Source organism: Ruegeria sp. CDSA021, from assembly GCF_059612325.1.
Window position 1 is genome coordinate 16,419 of the sequence record NZ_JBXWQJ010000002.1, and the last position, 14,074, is coordinate 30,492.

Annotated in this window: 12 protein-coding genes; 2 read left to right on the plus strand and 10 right to left on the minus strand. The window is 58.7% G+C overall.

Annotation, left to right across the window (positions count from 1 at the left end; genetic code table 11):
• Positions 1–43 precede the first annotated feature (43 nt).
• A complete protein-coding gene (locus AC2FLD_RS02340; protein ID WP_496667650.1) occupies positions 44–1,186 on the plus strand; it encodes an alpha-D-ribose 1-methylphosphonate 5-triphosphate diphosphatase in 1,143 nt (380 codons plus the stop codon).
• Here the strand turns inward: AC2FLD_RS02340 and AC2FLD_RS02345 are convergent, their stop codons facing one another.
• The 7 genes from AC2FLD_RS02345 to AC2FLD_RS02375 are packed head-to-tail and all read right to left on the minus strand — an operon-like array spanning position 1,187 to position 7,680.
• Positions 1,187–1,663 (minus strand): class I SAM-dependent methyltransferase, encoded by a 477-nt coding sequence (locus AC2FLD_RS02345; protein ID WP_496667649.1) that lies wholly within the window; start codon positions 1,661–1,663, stop codon positions 1,187–1,189. It lies immediately after the preceding gene.
• 10 nt (positions 1,664–1,673) lie between these two features.
• Positions 1,674–2,429: a polysaccharide deacetylase family protein gene (locus tag AC2FLD_RS02350; protein WP_496667648.1), complete on the minus strand. Its 756-nt coding sequence runs from the start codon at positions 2,427–2,429 to the stop codon at positions 1,674–1,676.
• Positions 2,426–3,568, minus strand: coding sequence for a glycosyltransferase family protein (locus AC2FLD_RS02355; protein ID WP_496667647.1), 1,143 nt, complete (start codon positions 3,566–3,568; stop codon positions 2,426–2,428). The genes AC2FLD_RS02350 and AC2FLD_RS02355 overlap by 4 nt, the downstream gene beginning before the upstream one ends.
• The gene (locus AC2FLD_RS02360; protein WP_496667646.1) at positions 3,565–4,149 is read right to left on the minus strand and encodes a histidine phosphatase family protein; all 585 of its coding nucleotides are present in this window, start codon (positions 4,147–4,149) and stop codon (positions 3,565–3,567) included. The genes AC2FLD_RS02355 and AC2FLD_RS02360 overlap by 4 nt, the downstream gene beginning before the upstream one ends.
• Positions 4,146–5,222 carry a glycosyltransferase family 4 protein gene (locus AC2FLD_RS02365; RefSeq protein ID WP_496667645.1) on the minus strand — a complete coding sequence of 359 codons (1,077 nt, stop codon included), beginning with the start codon at positions 5,220–5,222 and terminating at the stop codon, positions 4,146–4,148. The genes AC2FLD_RS02360 and AC2FLD_RS02365 overlap by 4 nt, the downstream gene beginning before the upstream one ends.
• Positions 5,222–6,469 (minus strand): glycosyltransferase family 4 protein, encoded by a 1,248-nt coding sequence (locus tag AC2FLD_RS02370; RefSeq protein WP_496667644.1) that lies wholly within the window; start codon positions 6,467–6,469, stop codon positions 5,222–5,224. The genes AC2FLD_RS02365 and AC2FLD_RS02370 overlap by 1 nt, the downstream gene beginning before the upstream one ends.
• Positions 6,466–7,680: a glycosyltransferase family protein gene (locus AC2FLD_RS02375; RefSeq protein WP_050603066.1), complete on the minus strand. Its 1,215-nt coding sequence runs from the start codon at positions 7,678–7,680 to the stop codon at positions 6,466–6,468. The genes AC2FLD_RS02370 and AC2FLD_RS02375 overlap by 4 nt, the downstream gene beginning before the upstream one ends.
• A 391-nt stretch (positions 7,681–8,071) precedes the next feature.
• Here AC2FLD_RS02375 and AC2FLD_RS02380 point away from each other — a divergent pair, with 391 nt between their 5' ends.
• Positions 8,072–10,453, plus strand: coding sequence for a mechanosensitive ion channel domain-containing protein (locus tag AC2FLD_RS02380; RefSeq protein WP_496667643.1), 2,382 nt, complete (start codon positions 8,072–8,074; stop codon positions 10,451–10,453).
• A gap of 88 nt (positions 10,454–10,541) precedes the next feature.
• Here the strand turns inward: AC2FLD_RS02380 and AC2FLD_RS02385 are convergent, their stop codons facing one another.
• Genes AC2FLD_RS02385 through AC2FLD_RS02395 form a run of 3 tightly spaced genes read right to left on the minus strand, consistent with a single transcriptional unit; the run spans position 10,542 to position 14,073 of the window.
• Positions 10,542–11,897: a CoA transferase gene (locus tag AC2FLD_RS02385; RefSeq protein WP_496667642.1), complete on the minus strand. Its 1,356-nt coding sequence runs from the start codon at positions 11,895–11,897 to the stop codon at positions 10,542–10,544.
• Entirely contained in the window at positions 11,894–13,048 is a 1,155-nt protein-coding gene (locus tag AC2FLD_RS02390) for an ABC transporter permease (protein WP_496667641.1), read from the minus strand. The genes AC2FLD_RS02385 and AC2FLD_RS02390 overlap by 4 nt, the downstream gene beginning before the upstream one ends.
• Complete coding sequence (locus AC2FLD_RS02395; RefSeq protein WP_050603070.1) at positions 13,045–14,073, minus strand: ABC transporter permease; 1,029 nt, start codon at positions 14,071–14,073, stop codon at positions 13,045–13,047. The genes AC2FLD_RS02390 and AC2FLD_RS02395 overlap by 4 nt, the downstream gene beginning before the upstream one ends.
• Position 14,074: the final 1 nt, after the last annotated feature.

A 14,074-nucleotide genomic window follows, 5' to 3' on the forward strand; every position in this document is an offset into this window, starting at 1 on the left:
CTATTGCGTGGCCTTCCACTACCTCAAACTGTGTGAAGCTCAGATGACAGAAGACTTGATCCTTGCCAATGCCACGCTTGTGTTGCCGAATGAAACCGTAACCGGCAGCGTCCGGATTGTGGGTGAAACAATCGCCCAGATTGATACCGGAAACGCGGTTCCGGCTGGCGCGATTGATTGCGAGGGTGACTATGTCAGCCCCGGCCTCGTCGAGCTGCATACGGATAACCTTGAGCGTCACATTCAACCCCGCCCCAAGGTGGACTGGCCACATGCCGCTGCGATCCTTGCGCATGACGCGGAACTGGCCAGCACCGGGATCACGACCGTGTTTGACGCCATGCGCGTGGGGTCGATCCCATCAGGCGCGGCGCGCTACGGCAAATATGCCCGTGGTCTGTCGCAGGAATTGTGGGACCTGCGGGAACAGGATGCCCTTAAGATCAGTCACTTCCTGCACCTGCGGGCTGAGGTGTGTTCAGAAACTCTGCTCGAAGAACTGGATGAATTTGGGCCAGAGGACAGGGTTGGTCTTGTGTCCATTATGGATCACACCCCCGGCCAACGACAGTTTCGTGATCTGAGTAAGCTTGAAGCGTACTTGAAAGGCAAACATGCCATGGACGATGATATGTTCATGCAGCATGTCGCCCAGTTGACGGGACTTCGGGATCGCAATGGCGATGTACATGAAATCGAAACCGTCAAGGCCGCCCGTCGTTTCGGGGCCGTTCTGGCCAGTCATGACGACACAACCGAAGATCAGGTGAAAGTCTCTGCCGGTCACGGCATTCGCCTGGCCGAGTTCCCGACCACGGTCGAGGCAGCGCGGGCCTGTCACGATCACGACATCAAGGTCATGATGGGCGCGCCGAACATCATTCGCGGTGGCTCGCATTCGGGCAATGTCGCGGCGCGAGAGTTGGCCGAGCTTGGGCACCTGGACATCATGTCTTCAGATTATGTGCCGTCGGCCCTGTTGCTGTCGGCGGCCATGCTGGGTGAGATGTGGGATAATATGGCGCGCGGGATGAAAACGGTGACGCTGGCCCCGGCGCAAGCGGCCGGGTTGGAAGACCGGGGCGAATTACGCTCCGACGCCCGAGCCGATGTCATCCGTTTCCGGATGCGAGCGGGTGTTCCGGCCCTGAACTCGGTCTGGGCGCGCGGTCGGCGTGTGGCGTAGTCAAGCAGTGTAGAAAAGATATCGGTCCGGGGCGATCGTCTCGGGCCCTTTGATCTGGTTGAAACCGACAAGGGGTTGGCCGGAAATCAGCAACCCGCCGGGCTGCATGACCTGCGCGATCAAAGGGCTGAGACGCGCCGCCTCGGCGACATCTTCCCTTTTGATCCCGCGACCAAAATCGTAATGCGCCAACGCAATCCTATGCCCATCTGCCGCCAGTTTCTGCAGCATTGGCTTGGCCTCGCCTTGTAGGAAATCTTCGGCCGGAGGGGTGCTGTCCGGATGGCATTGCAGCACCCGATCCATCACCCAGATCCGGCGTTCCGGAAGGATTTCGCGCAGGTGATCATAGGTGCGGCCGTTGCCAAGCCCCATATCCAGAACATCGCCCGACTGACCGTTGATCCGCTGGGCTGCCCAGTTCAAACCGTCGCGTTGAGCCGTCAGTCGGCGCAGCATGGAATCCAGTCGACTCATGGTGATGTCCTTATTTGTTCATCGGTGCGACCCAGGCCGTGGCAGGGCCATTCAATAATTTGCGCAGTAGGGCCTCGGTAAAGGTCCAGATGCCCTGATCATGAACCAGATGATGGGTCAATACGCCAAATGGTTCTGCGTTGTCTGTGCGTCCTTCGCGCCGGTCCCGTAACAGATCAACTGTTTGCGCGATCAGGATATTGGGATTGATCAGCCCGCGTGTGCCGCGCCAGTCAATCGGGTCAAGATGCGTGTTGACCTGTTCGAGCCCCGGTGCGGCAAAGTGTGTTTTGCGGGGCGTTGATGTGGACAGGATACGAAAGCCCACAGAGGGAAGCCGCGCAGCCATCTCCGGCGCAATGCGGTTCCATGGGGGAACGAACATGGGCCGCACATTGTCATCGAACAGCATACCCAGACGTGCCAGCCCTGCCTTTGCATCTTCAACCATAAGGTCCAATGGTCGATTAAGCCGGAACTCGGCCTTTTTCTCTCCCTTTGGTGCGTGGTTCGCGTGTGCCCAGCCGTGAATCACAGGAACCAAAGAGGGTCGGTCCGCGACATACTCGGCCAACGCCGGGGTAGCGTCCTTGGGAATGACAGCTAAATGCACGGGCAGACCTAATTTCTCCGAGATTTCAGCCAACTGGTCCAGCTGCGGCGTCGGAGCGATGGCGTCATCATCACGCCACCAGAGCGGCAATGACATACCCGACGCGCGCCAGTGATCCAGTTCCGTGTCCAAAGGCTGCCAATCAGGGGTCATGCGGTCTGCCCCAGCAGGCGTTTGGCGATGCGCACGCTTTGGGCGGCTCCGTCAAAGCCAAAATCCTGCTTTGTGCGGGGACCATCGGCAAGGATGCGTTCAACTGCTTGGGCCAGTGTGGTTCCGCTCAGGTGCCGACTTTCAAGCACTTCGATTGCGGACAGACCCGACAGGCTTTGCCCACGCAAGCCTTGTTCAACCTCTTTGCCGTCATCGAATGGTACAAAAACCGCAGGCGTGCCGCATTGCAGAATATCCATGGCGGTGTTGTAGCCACACATGCTGACCGAGGCCGCGGCGTGCGGCAGCATCTGACGAAAGTCCGGGCGCACCGGTTCAAGGATGACCGAGGTTCCTTTGGCCTGTTCCGAAAGGTCCGCAATCCGCGCCTTCGCATCTGTCCCGCCCACCAACAGGCGCCAGCGCCTGTTGGGAATCTGGCGGGCGGCCTCGATGGCCGCGCGAAAGATCGGTTGCCCCACGGACCCGCCGCCAGCGCTGACCAGAATTTCACCATCACCCACCGCATCCGGGTGAGGTTGAGGTAATTCAGGCGCGACAAAGCCAGTATAGTGTAACCGGTCTGCTAGTTGATCTGACACCGGCCAGCTGACCGACAGAGGCGTCACGCTTTCGGTCGAGTGAACCAGGACGCCGTCATAATAACGAGTTACGATGTCGTCCGCGCGCTCCACTTTGGCGGGTTTCGAAGGCGGGGCCAGAATGTCCCGGATCGATCCCAGAATAATCGGGCGTACCGGCAGCTCTGTTGCTGTGCTCAATGCTGCGTCGAACTCGGCAGTCAGAGATCGGCGGCCAAAGGGATATAGCTCGGTGATCAGCACCTGCGGATGGAACGTCTTTACGGCCTGCACCAGAGCCGTCATCCGCGCCGCATGATAGTTGGCATCGGCCTCTTCGCCGGTTTGGGTCAGCAAGCGGGTGAAGTTGGTGCCATCCGACCTTAAGGGGGGCAGGCCAAACAGGGTCATTCCACTGCTGTCCAACTGAGACGCAGGCATACCACCTGAGACCACCATGACCTCGTGACCATCATCCCGAAAGGCGCGCCCAAGGGTCAACGCACGGCTGAGATGTCCTGTTCCCAACAGGTGCGTGACGATGATCATCACCCTCATTGCAGGGGCTCGCGTTTTTCAAGACGAACAGGGTCGGGGTCGGCGGTCATGGTGTTCATATCGACGATATACAGCCTATTGCGTTTGATCTTGAAGGGGGCAGAACCCTCAAAGTTCCAACCCCACGCTTGGGCCAGAATGACCCGCATGATGCCGATGTGGCAGACTGCCACCGTGTCGTGTTGCAGCGTGGACAACCAGGGGCGCAACCGGTCGCGCACATTCGCCGGGCTTTCCCCGTTTGGCGGGCGGAAGTCCCAACTCCAATCCTCAATATGCTTATAGCCGCTTGTGGTATCAGCGATCAGATCGACGCCGCGCTGACCTTCCCAATCGCCCCAGTTCATCTCGGTCAGCGCGTCTGATGTCTGCGGGCTGCGGCCCGAGACGATTTGGGCCGTCTCATAGGCACGCTGCAACGGGCTGGACCAGATGTCGGCCTTTGTCCAGTCGTCCGGCAGGCGATAGCCCGACAGTTCGGATCGTGCGCCATCGTCCAGGGGTATGTCGCTGCGGCCCTGTATCTGACCGGCGCGGTTCCAATGTGTGTGCCCATGGCGAAGCAGCGCAAGCTTAGTCATGACGTCTCCTTCAGCAAAGGGCGGAGGGTTGCCCAAAGACGGGCAGTGGCTAGTGGCAAAAGGTGGCGGTCAGCCACATATCTGCGTGCAACCGCGCCGAGGGAGCGGCGCAGCGGTGCGTCCTCCATCAGAGTTTGCAGGTGCTTTGCAAAGCCCTGCGCCCCTGCGTCAACCGAAGGGTAGGTTGCAGGGGCCAGCACATCCCGCACGCCCGGTCGATCTTGCGCAAGCACGGGCAGGCCCGCAGCCTGCGCCTCGAGGTAGATCATACCGTAAGCCTCGTTCACACCGGGCCAAACCAGCAGAGAGGCGTGTTCATAGGCCGTTTGCAGTGCATTCCGATCGAGCTGACCCAGAAAGCTGACTTTTTCTCCGAATGGGGCCATCAGGGCCTCGACTTCAGGTCGTGCGGGCCCATCCCCGGCAATGTTCAGGTGCCAATCATCTTCCAGATGCGAAAGCGCTTCGGCTAAGATCTGGTAAGAGGCCAGCTTGTCCCCGTGGCGCATCATGCCAACGGTCAGCATTGGGCCTTCCCCGCCTGCTGCTGGGGGCAGCCCGGATACCGGCAGAAAGGGTGGCAACTCGGTCAAAACCTGATCGCCAAAGCGATCCCGTTCCAATGTGATCAGGTCGTTGGCGGTGTGATAAAAAATGACGTCGGCGGCGTCGCAGGCCCGATGTGCGGCGGCGGCAAAATCCGCCCAAGGCCCGGTCAACCTGCTGGATGCGCGGGTGCTTTCCAACTGCACATAGGGAATGCCGCGAGCCTTGCTGACCTGCGGACCCAACAAATCGGGGGCTTTGTAATAGTTGTGATACGTCACCCAAAGGGCTGTATCGGATGGCAGGTCGGAAGTTAACTTCCTGGCTTCCTTTTCTGCCGCATGCTGCAAGGCGCGTTGCAGCTTCGGATCACCGCTCTTGTCGTAGATCCTAAGGTCTGAGACCAGATCAATCGTGTCGCCTTCGGCAGCGAGGGCCTTGATGAGGTTCCGCGCCATTTCGCGGTCGCCCGAGGGGGTCGGGCTGTTGGGGGATTTCATCGGTGCATAAAATGCGACCCGTGCCATCATGGGTTTTCCATGCACATGGCGTTCAGACGTTTCGAGAGATGGGCGATTCCCGGGTCCATCTGAAACTCGGCAATCAGTCGATCATAAGCCGCACCCGCCATTTGGGCTGCCTGTTGCGGATCGTTGGCCAGTGCTTCAATGGCTGCCGTCAGCGCAGCCGGATCGTCGTCAGACAGGATGCCATGCGTTCCGGTTTCGATGAATTCCGGGATTGCCGAGACCGGGGTAGAAAGGATCGGCAATAGCTGAGATGCCGCCTCCATCAACACGTTCGGCAACCCGTCACGATCTCCATCTGCCGCAATACGGCTGGGCAGTACAAACAGATCGGCCCTTCGCATCGCCTCGATCACCTCGGGCTGATCACAGGCCCCTTTCCAGGTGATGCGATCTGCGATGCCAACTGCGCGCGCCTGTGCGCGCAGGGTATCGCCCAAATCGCCGCCGCCGATATGGGTCCAATGCCAGTCCAAAGTGTCAGGCAGCAAGGCAAAAGCTGCGATCAACCGATCGAACCCTTTTTTCTCAACCAGCCGCCCGACCGAGATCATGTGGAAAGGACCGTTTGCGGCGCGCAACGTGCGCGTCGGCGGGGCAGGAAACCGTGACAGGTCGAGACCGTGATAGATCAGGTCCATACGATTGGAGTCATCCGCCAGACCCCGCAGATGCTCGGCCCCGATGGCCGTGCAGGTGGCGCCGAACGTGGCCCCGTATGTTGCAGCCTGCAGCTTTTCACGCTTTTCCCATTCGGGTGACGTCCAGATGTCCTTGGCGTGGGCAGAGAAACTCCACGGCAATCCGCGCATGATCGCGGCGTATCGGGCAACCGATGACGGCGTATGCATGAAGTGCGCATAAAGTCCCAGAACTTCGCGGGGAAGTTCAGCGGCCAGAACACAGGCTTGCCCGAAGCGTCGGATGCGATTTGGTGTCAAGTCGCGGCGCAAGTCCTGCCGCCAAATCCGGTAAGCCTCGGCATAGCCGGGCATGGCTTGCGCAATCGCACGCGCCGCCCACACACGCTGTGGCTCCTGATAGAGGTATTCCGGCAGGTAACGAACCTGCCCGGTGAAGCGGTCGTGCAGGGGATGGCGCTTGGTATCGGTTGGGTGACGCAGTGACCAGATGTCGAACCGATGGCCCGCGTCCTGCAGGGCGACAAGTTCTTGGGCAATAAATGTTTCAGACAGTCGCGGCCAACCTTTGACCACAACCGCCAACGTAGGGACGTCTGAATTCATCCGGTGGCTCGTTCCTGTTCCCAGGTCAGCAGGTCGTCGATGCGGTCGGTGACGTAATCCAGCCCGTCCAGCAAACCGGTCTGGATGGCCTGTGATGGCAGGGATTGCTCTGACAGGCTGCGGATCGCGCGGATCATCGCCTCGGGGGTCAGGCCGTCACGATGTTCGTCCAGCATTTTGACCAAGCCCAACTCTTCTGCGCGCGAGGCGCGAATCCACTGCTCCAACCGAGGCGTGGTGCGGGGGACGATGACGGCGCGTTTGTCGAAGGACAGAACCTCACAAAAGGTGTTGTAGCCGCCCATGCACACAACGCCTTCGGCCCCTGCAAACAGCGTTTCGATCTGGGATTCAAACCCGACCGCGGTCACACGCCCGTTTAGCGCGGCGACCCGGGTTTCGAAGTCTTCGCGTAATTCGCCCGACAGGAAGGGGCCATAAACCAGCATTGCGCGCGGAGACAGGTTTGGATCCTTCTCGTAAGCAGACAGAACGAGGTTCACCATCGCCTTACCGTCGCCACCACCACCGGGGGTGATCAGGATATAGGGCTGTTCGGGTGGTTCACCCACGGGGCCAAGATCCCGGCGCAGGTATCCCGTCCAATGAATGCGGGATTGCGCGTTTGAACTGAGCGGCAAGCCTTGGGTCGGGTCATAGATCGACTTCAACCCATAGACCCAGATTTCGTGATAGAACCGCTCGGTCGCCTCAACAGATTCTTTGCGGGCCCACTCGGTGGCCAAAACTTCGGGTTCGTCCAGAACGTCACGCAACCCAAGCACCATTTTCGTGCCGCCGTTCCGTTCCAGATAATTCAGCGTTGGCAACAGCTCACCCCGGAACCCGGTCGGTTCTTTATCGACGATCAGAACATCGGGTTCGAACTGCTGAACGGCCGTCTGAATCAGGCCCGAGCGCAGTTCGGTCACTTCTTCGATGCCCATTCCGATTGTGCGCGCTGCGTAAGAGCCATCGGCGCGCTTGGTCACGCCGGGCAGTCGCACGTGATCGACGCGGCGGGGAAATGTGAAACGGCCTGCAACCGGAGATCCGGTCAGGATAAGCGCCGACGCACTTGGGTCGGCCTGCGTGATCGCAGCAGCCAAAGCCCGCGACCGGCGCAAGTGGCCGAGCCCAAACGTGTCATGGCTGTAAAACAGGATACGCGGCGCGCGGTCCGTTTTGGAGGTGGTGGTGCCTAGGCTCATAGAGTTGCCCGTCTTCTTAATCTCGGTGCGAAACCCGCGCGTTTGCAAGCGTTATCGTATATTCTTTGGCTCTGCTTGCCAAAGGCGGAAATGCGTCCCTGCAAATGTTCTAAGCATTGCGATTTGGCAACAGCATATTGACGAATTAGCGACATATTGCACCAAAGCTTCGGAAAGATCACAAGAGGATCACTATAATCACCGACATACAGACACGCGCGAACTATGCTATGTCATATTCAATTTTCGCCAGATTGAAAATAGCTGCCAAAAGACTGTGCGCCAAGAACACGCCTAAACACGATCTTGAGACAGTAATGTGCGAGTGTTTGAACTGCCTTCAACGCTTCACTATTCTGACCCGCATCGGAAAAACTGGATGTAAGACCCTATGAAAAATACCTTTCTGGCCGCAATACTATTGGCTCTATGGGCTTTCGTCCTGGCGTTTCCAGCTGGTGTTTCAGCACAAACGTCCCTGATCCCCGGATATGGCTCGGGCTCGAGCAGCACGTCCGATACCGCACCGGAAAGCGACCTCGCTACCGCAATCCGCGCGGCCAGCGAGGCAGGCGCAAGCGTCATTGTCATAGACAGTACTGGTCAGGTCGTGACAACGGCAGGCGGAGCTGAAGCCAGCTCGGCCGAGGGCGGCGACGCGTCGAACAACCCCATGGGTGACGGATCGCAGCTGATGAAGGCGCAGGAGCGGTTCTCGAAATTCCGTGAGTCGATGCAATCTCGGCTTGAGGCGCTTCCTTATTCGGTGTTCGAAGTGAAGTATGTCCTGCGTCAGACCAGCCCGGACGGTCGCATTCAGACCTATGTAGAAGTTCTGGGCTGGAACGTTCTGTTTCTGTTGTTGGGGCGCTGGCTGTCTATTGAGATCTACGGAAAACGCTTCGCGCGCCGCTGGGTCGTGGCGCGGATCAAGGACGAACCACAGGGCTACCGTGAAAAGATGCCCTTCCTTTTGTTCCGGTTCCTGATGGGGATCGGAGCCACGGTTTTTGCCATGCTCATGGCCCTGATCGTCGGGTATCTGTTTTTTGGCGAAGCAGGCGATATCTCGACCCAATTCACGGTCACGGCGATCTTCACGGCGTTTTTCCTGTCGCGCACCGTTTCCGATTTGTGGCGGATGGTTCTGTCGCCTTATCTGAGCCAATACCGCCTGCCGCCCTTCTCGGATAAAAACGCGCGCAGGCTGTACATCTGGGCGTCCGCGCTGGCGACCTATGACATCTCGGTTGTTCTCTTTTCGACCTGGGTCGCGGATTTCGGCCTGAACTACAACGTCTATGCCATGGTTTACGGTGGGCTGACGATGTTCGGTGCGTTGGGCAACGTTCTGATGATCCTGTTCAATGCCCGCGCCATCTCGAATGCTATTCGGGGCGGGCGAACTGCCGATCAGGTGTCTTGGCTGTTGCGCTTCGTATCCTTTGGCTGGGCGCCTGCTCTTATCGTTTATGTCGTTTTCAGCTGGTTCCGCCTGGCCGTTGACCTGGCGTTGGAAAACCCGACACCGCTGCCCCTGATTGCAAGCAGCTATATGATTTTCATGTCTGTTGTAATCGCTTATGGCGCGATGAACTATCTGCTGGAGCGGTACTTCGACCGCTCGCGCATGATCGACGAGATAAATGTAGAAACCACCGCTGAGGATGAAGATGCCGAGCCGGCGGAAACGCCGGAATCCGAGCAGCGCAAACAGTACCTTCTGACGTATGAAGATTTGGCCCGTCGCGTGGCTGGAATCTTGGCCTTTGTCATCGGCGCCTACGCGCTTGTGGTGATTTGGTATCCCGATGCGGACTGGAGCCAGGACCTGCTGGTCGAACGTGCGTTGGATGTGATGGTCATCATCTTCATCGGGTACATTCTCTTCCACTTCTTCCGCATCTGGATCGACAGCAAGATTGCCGAAGAAGTCGATGACGGAACCGAGGCTGAACTGGGCGATGAAGGCGGCGAAGGCGGTCAAAGCCGTCTTGCAACCCTGTTGCCCTTGTTCCGGGGTGCGATTTTGGCCGTTGTCGTTGTGACGATTGTGTTGATCGTTCTGCTGGAGCTGGGCATCAATGTCAGCCCATTGTTTGCGGGTGCCGGTGTGGTGGGTCTGGCCGTAGGCTTTGGGTCGCAAACACTTGTGCGCGACATCTTTTCGGGTGCGTTCTTCCTGTTGGATGATGCGTTCCGCAAAGGCGAATATATCGACATCGGGGATGTAAAAGGCACGGTCGAGAAGATCTCGGTCCGGTCCATGCAACTGCGGCATCATCTGGGTGCGCTGAACACCATTCCCTTTGGTGAGATCAAGGTGCTGACCAACTATTCCCGCGATTGGGTGATCATGAAGCTGCCCTTGCGCGTGACCTATGACACGGATGTCGAGAAGGTGCGCAAGTTGATCAAGAAACTGGGTCAGGAATTGCTGAGCGATCCAGTGATTGGAGACAACTTCATCCAGCCCCTGAAATCCCAGGGCGTGATTGAAATGCAGGATTCCGCGATGATTATCCGGGTCAAATTCATGACCAAGCCGGGCGATCAGTGGTTGGTGCGCAAGAAGGTCTATCAGGAAATCCGCGAGCTGTTTGCCCGGGAAGGCATCAAGTTTGCCCATCGCGAAGTCACCGTCAGGCTGGCGGACGGAAAAGAGGCCGAGGATCTGACGCCGAAACAGCGTGAAGCCGTGACCGGTGCGGTACAGGCGGCAATTGACGAGGATTATCTGGACGATATCGGCCCGGGAGGTGACGACCGCTAGGCCGTTCTCCCGCCATTTTGAGGAACGTCTCTGACGAGACGCCTCATGAAATGTTGGACCCAGTCGCGCGTTCCGCGCCGCGGTTGGGTCAACTGACGGTAAAGGGCCAGACGGGCTTTGATGTGCCCAGTTTCGACGCAGGCAGATCCCAGCGCATTGATGCCTCACCGACTTGCAGGGCAGGGTTGAGGCGATGACCGGGACCCCAGCCGGAGGCTTCTGGTTCCGCGTTGTAATCTTTAGACGTCGGATTGATTGGTGCTGCTTCGGCATCGTCCTTACCGAGCACGGCCAAAAGTTCAGCAGTTCGGGCAAGGGACAGGTGGGCGTGCATGATGGAGTTGCCCGATGCGGCCTCTGACAAGGCTGACAGAACGGCGGCAGCCATCAAGTAACCTGTTGCGTGATCCAGGGCCTGAACCGGCAGGGGGGTCGGTTTGTCTGCCTGCGCCCAGCCCATGCCGGTATGGGCAATGCCCGCGCTCATCTGCACAAGGCTGTCAAAACCGCGCCGGGTGGACCACGGGCCCTGCCAGCCATAAGCATCCAGTGTGACTTCGATCCGGTTCGGAGCCAACTCGTCGCGTTTGGCCCGGGTCAGGCCCAAAGCGTCCAGCGCGCCGGGCCGATACCCATGTACAAATACATCCGCTTGAGACATCAGCTCTTGCAGCCGCTTCAGACCATCTTCTGCCTTCAGGTTCAGATAGGTACAGTGTTTCCCCAGCGAGATATCGGGGATCACCCCCGGTTCGTCCCAGTCTGGCGGGTCGATACGCAGGACCTCGGCCCCAAAACCGGCAAGTGTACGGGTCGAGACCGGACCGGCCAGAACCCGGGTCAGGTCAAGCACGCGTAGTCCCGCAAGCGGACGTTCGGCGGTTGCCTGCGGCCTATCGCGTAGTTTGACATAGCGCGGCCCCTGCCAGCCAATCAGCGGATCGCGTGACACGGCACGGCCTTGCGGGTGTTCAAGCCACTCGGTGCGACTGCGCATGGCCGCTGCCACACCGCCTTCTGCGACGACAGTGGTTTCAAGATCCGCAATCGCCCAGGACTTAACGGCGTTTGTGACGGCTGCCCGCTCGGGCGGAGTGCCAAGGACTTTCAGTGCGGCCTCTCGGTGACGCGGCAAGTTGGTGTGCAGTCGGATCCACCCGTCTGAAGCCTTATAGTCGCCCGCGACCGCATCCCACAGGCTTGGCATGTCCCAACCGTCTGGTTTGAAGGAATAGCCGAACCAAAGAGAGGCCAGCCGGTGATCGACGATGACCTCTGGTTCCTTTGTGGACAGGTTGAGCGCTTGCATCAGTCGGGTCATTTGCTGACCTACAGTCGCAAAGCTGGCGGTGGCCAGCTCGGACACGGCGAAAGCGCTTGGAAGAGCGCCCGCGCCGACCTTGCGGTAGCTGTCCGTCGAAGGAAGAGTAGCTAGAAGGCTCATTGCTGATAGGGGTCCAGACTGTCGCGCAGCCCGTCACCCAGGAAGTTGAACGCCAGTACGATCACGATGATCGGCAGCATTGGAATGGCCGTCCACGGGTAGATCTCGATCGAGGCAAGGTTCTGTGCGTCATTCAGCATCACACCCCAGCTGACGGCAGGCGCACGCAATCCCAGCCCAAGGAAACTAAGCGCCGTTTCCCCCAGGATCATGGCCGGGATCGACAATGTGGCCGACGCGATCAGGTGTGACATGAAATTCGGTAGAAGGTGCTTTCGGATCACCCGGCCCGAACTTGCGCCCATCATCTCGGCCGCGCGCACATACTCCTCCTCGCGCAAAGACAGGAACTTGGCCCGGACTGAACGTGCGAGGCCTGGCCAGTCAAGGATGCCAAGGATGATTGAGATGATGAAGAAGACCGCGACGGGGCTCCAGTTCGACGGCACGGCGGCCGACAGAGCAAGCCACAGAGGCAGTTCCGGCAATGAGCGCAGGATCTCGATAACCCGGTTGATGATCCAATCTATACGCCCGCCGAAATAACCGGCTATCGACCCGAACAGGATGCCCAGAAAGAACGACACAGAAATACCAATCAAACCAACTGTCAGCGACAGTTGCGCGCCATAGAGGATACGGCTGAAGATATCGCGCCCCAGCCTGTCAGACCCCCACAGGAACAGAGTGGCACCTTCGGGAGGGCAGAACAGATGGGTGTCGGAGGCGATAAGACCGGCCAGCCAGTATTCGGATCCTTCGCAGAAGAACTTGATCGGGCGTGGGTCATCCGGGTCGGGGACAAACTTCCACTGGAATGTTTCCATGTCGGCCTCGGCGACGATGGGATAGGCATGGGGGCCGATGAATTCGCCTTCGTGGAACCAGTGAACCGATTGTGGCGGGGCATAGAGGTGTTCGCCATTGCGATCATTGGGCCCGTACGGCGCTATAAACCCGGCAAAGGGCAGCATCAGATAACACAACAGCAGGAAAACGCCTGAGATCAGGCCAAGCTTGTGGGTTCGAAACTTGCGCCACACCAGCACCCAGTTAGGTGCATCCAGATCGGCGCGCTCCAACTGCTGAATGGAGGCTTGCGGATCGAACGGAGCGTCATCGACATAGCGATTGTCAGGGCGGTCGGTCATGCTTCGCGCCCCTCATATCGAATGCGAGGATCCAGCATCACCAGCAGGATATCGGAGATCATCGTACCGATCAGCGTCAGCAAGGCGACGAACATCAGGATGAAAGCTGAAAGGAACTGATCCTGCGTTTTCAAAGCCGTCAGCAGCGTTGGGCCGATGGTTTGCAAACCCAGAACCACTGAAACCAGAACTGATCCCGACACCATCGACGGCAGCAGGTTGCCGATATCAGCCACGAAAGGGTTGAACGCCACACGAAGGGGGTATTTGGTCAGCATCCGCGATGGGGCCATGCCTTTGGCAATCGCTGTTTCCACGTAGGGCTTGCCAAGCTCGTCCAGCATATTCGCCCGCAGACGCTGCATCATCGCCGAGGCTCCTGAGGTGCCGATGACAAAGGTCGGCACGATCAAATGAATGAGGATGGACTTCAGTTTATCCCAACTCATAGGCTCGCCTTCGAACCGAGGATCCATCAGACCCCCGATGGGAAGATTGAAATATTGGTGTCCGTAGTAGAACAGGATCAGTGCCAGCAGGAAGTTCGGCGTCGCCAGACCCAGATACCCCACAAAGGCCGATGTGTAGTCGATCCATGTCCGCGACCGAGCAGCGGCGATCACGCCAAGGGGCAGAGCCACGGCATAGACAAACAGGATCGCGGCCAAATTGACCACCACTGTAAGCCAGAGGGTGTCCCCGACGATTTCGGAAACCGGGCGGTCAAATTCGAAAGACCAGCCATAGTTGCCCTGAATCAACCCAGAGAACCCGTGCGGCCCGGGCCAGAACCCGATCCAGATCAGGTATTGCTCCCAAATGGGGCGATCCAGGGCGTATTCCGCGCGCAGAAACTCTGCCTTGGCTACGCCCGCAGACTGGCCGGATGCCTGAAGCTCGGCAATCTGGTTGCTCAGGTAGTCACCGGGCGGCAGGTTGATAATTGTGAAAACCATAACCGAAACCACCAACAGTGTCAGCAGCATCGTGAAAAAGCGATACACCGCATAGCGCAGCATGACCATG

What these genes read in the sequence shown, in the direction of transcription:
- AC2FLD_RS02340 (WP_496667650.1), top strand. Translation starts at nt 44, where the DNA reads ATGACAGAAGACTTGATCCTTGCCAATGCCACGCTTGTGTTGCCGAAT.
- AC2FLD_RS02345 (WP_496667649.1), bottom strand. Translation starts at nt 1,663, where the DNA reads ATGAGTCGACTGGATTCCATGCTGCGCCGACTGACGGCTCAACGCGAC.
- AC2FLD_RS02350 (WP_496667648.1), bottom strand. Translation starts at nt 2,429, where the DNA reads ATGACCCCTGATTGGCAGCCTTTGGACACGGAACTGGATCACTGGCGC.
- AC2FLD_RS02355 (WP_496667647.1), bottom strand. Translation starts at nt 3,568, where the DNA reads ATGAGGGTGATGATCATCGTCACGCACCTGTTGGGAACAGGACATCTC.
- AC2FLD_RS02360 (WP_496667646.1), bottom strand. Translation starts at nt 4,149, where the DNA reads ATGACTAAGCTTGCGCTGCTTCGCCATGGGCACACACATTGGAACCGC.
- AC2FLD_RS02365 (WP_496667645.1), bottom strand. Translation starts at nt 5,222, where the DNA reads ATGGCACGGGTCGCATTTTATGCACCGATGAAATCCCCCAACAGCCCG.
- AC2FLD_RS02370 (WP_496667644.1), bottom strand. Translation starts at nt 6,469, where the DNA reads ATGAATTCAGACGTCCCTACGTTGGCGGTTGTGGTCAAAGGTTGGCCG.
- AC2FLD_RS02375 (WP_050603066.1), bottom strand. Translation starts at nt 7,680, where the DNA reads ATGAGCCTAGGCACCACCACCTCCAAAACGGACCGCGCGCCGCGTATC.
- AC2FLD_RS02380 (WP_496667643.1), top strand. Translation starts at nt 8,072, where the DNA reads ATGAAAAATACCTTTCTGGCCGCAATACTATTGGCTCTATGGGCTTTC.
- AC2FLD_RS02385 (WP_496667642.1), bottom strand. Translation starts at nt 11,897, where the DNA reads ATGAGCCTTCTAGCTACTCTTCCTTCGACGGACAGCTACCGCAAGGTC.
- AC2FLD_RS02390 (WP_496667641.1), bottom strand. Translation starts at nt 13,048, where the DNA reads ATGACCGACCGCCCTGACAATCGCTATGTCGATGACGCTCCGTTCGAT.
- AC2FLD_RS02395 (WP_050603070.1), bottom strand. Translation starts at nt 14,073, where the DNA reads ATGGTCATGCTGCGCTATGCGGTGTATCGCTTTTTCACGATGCTGCTG.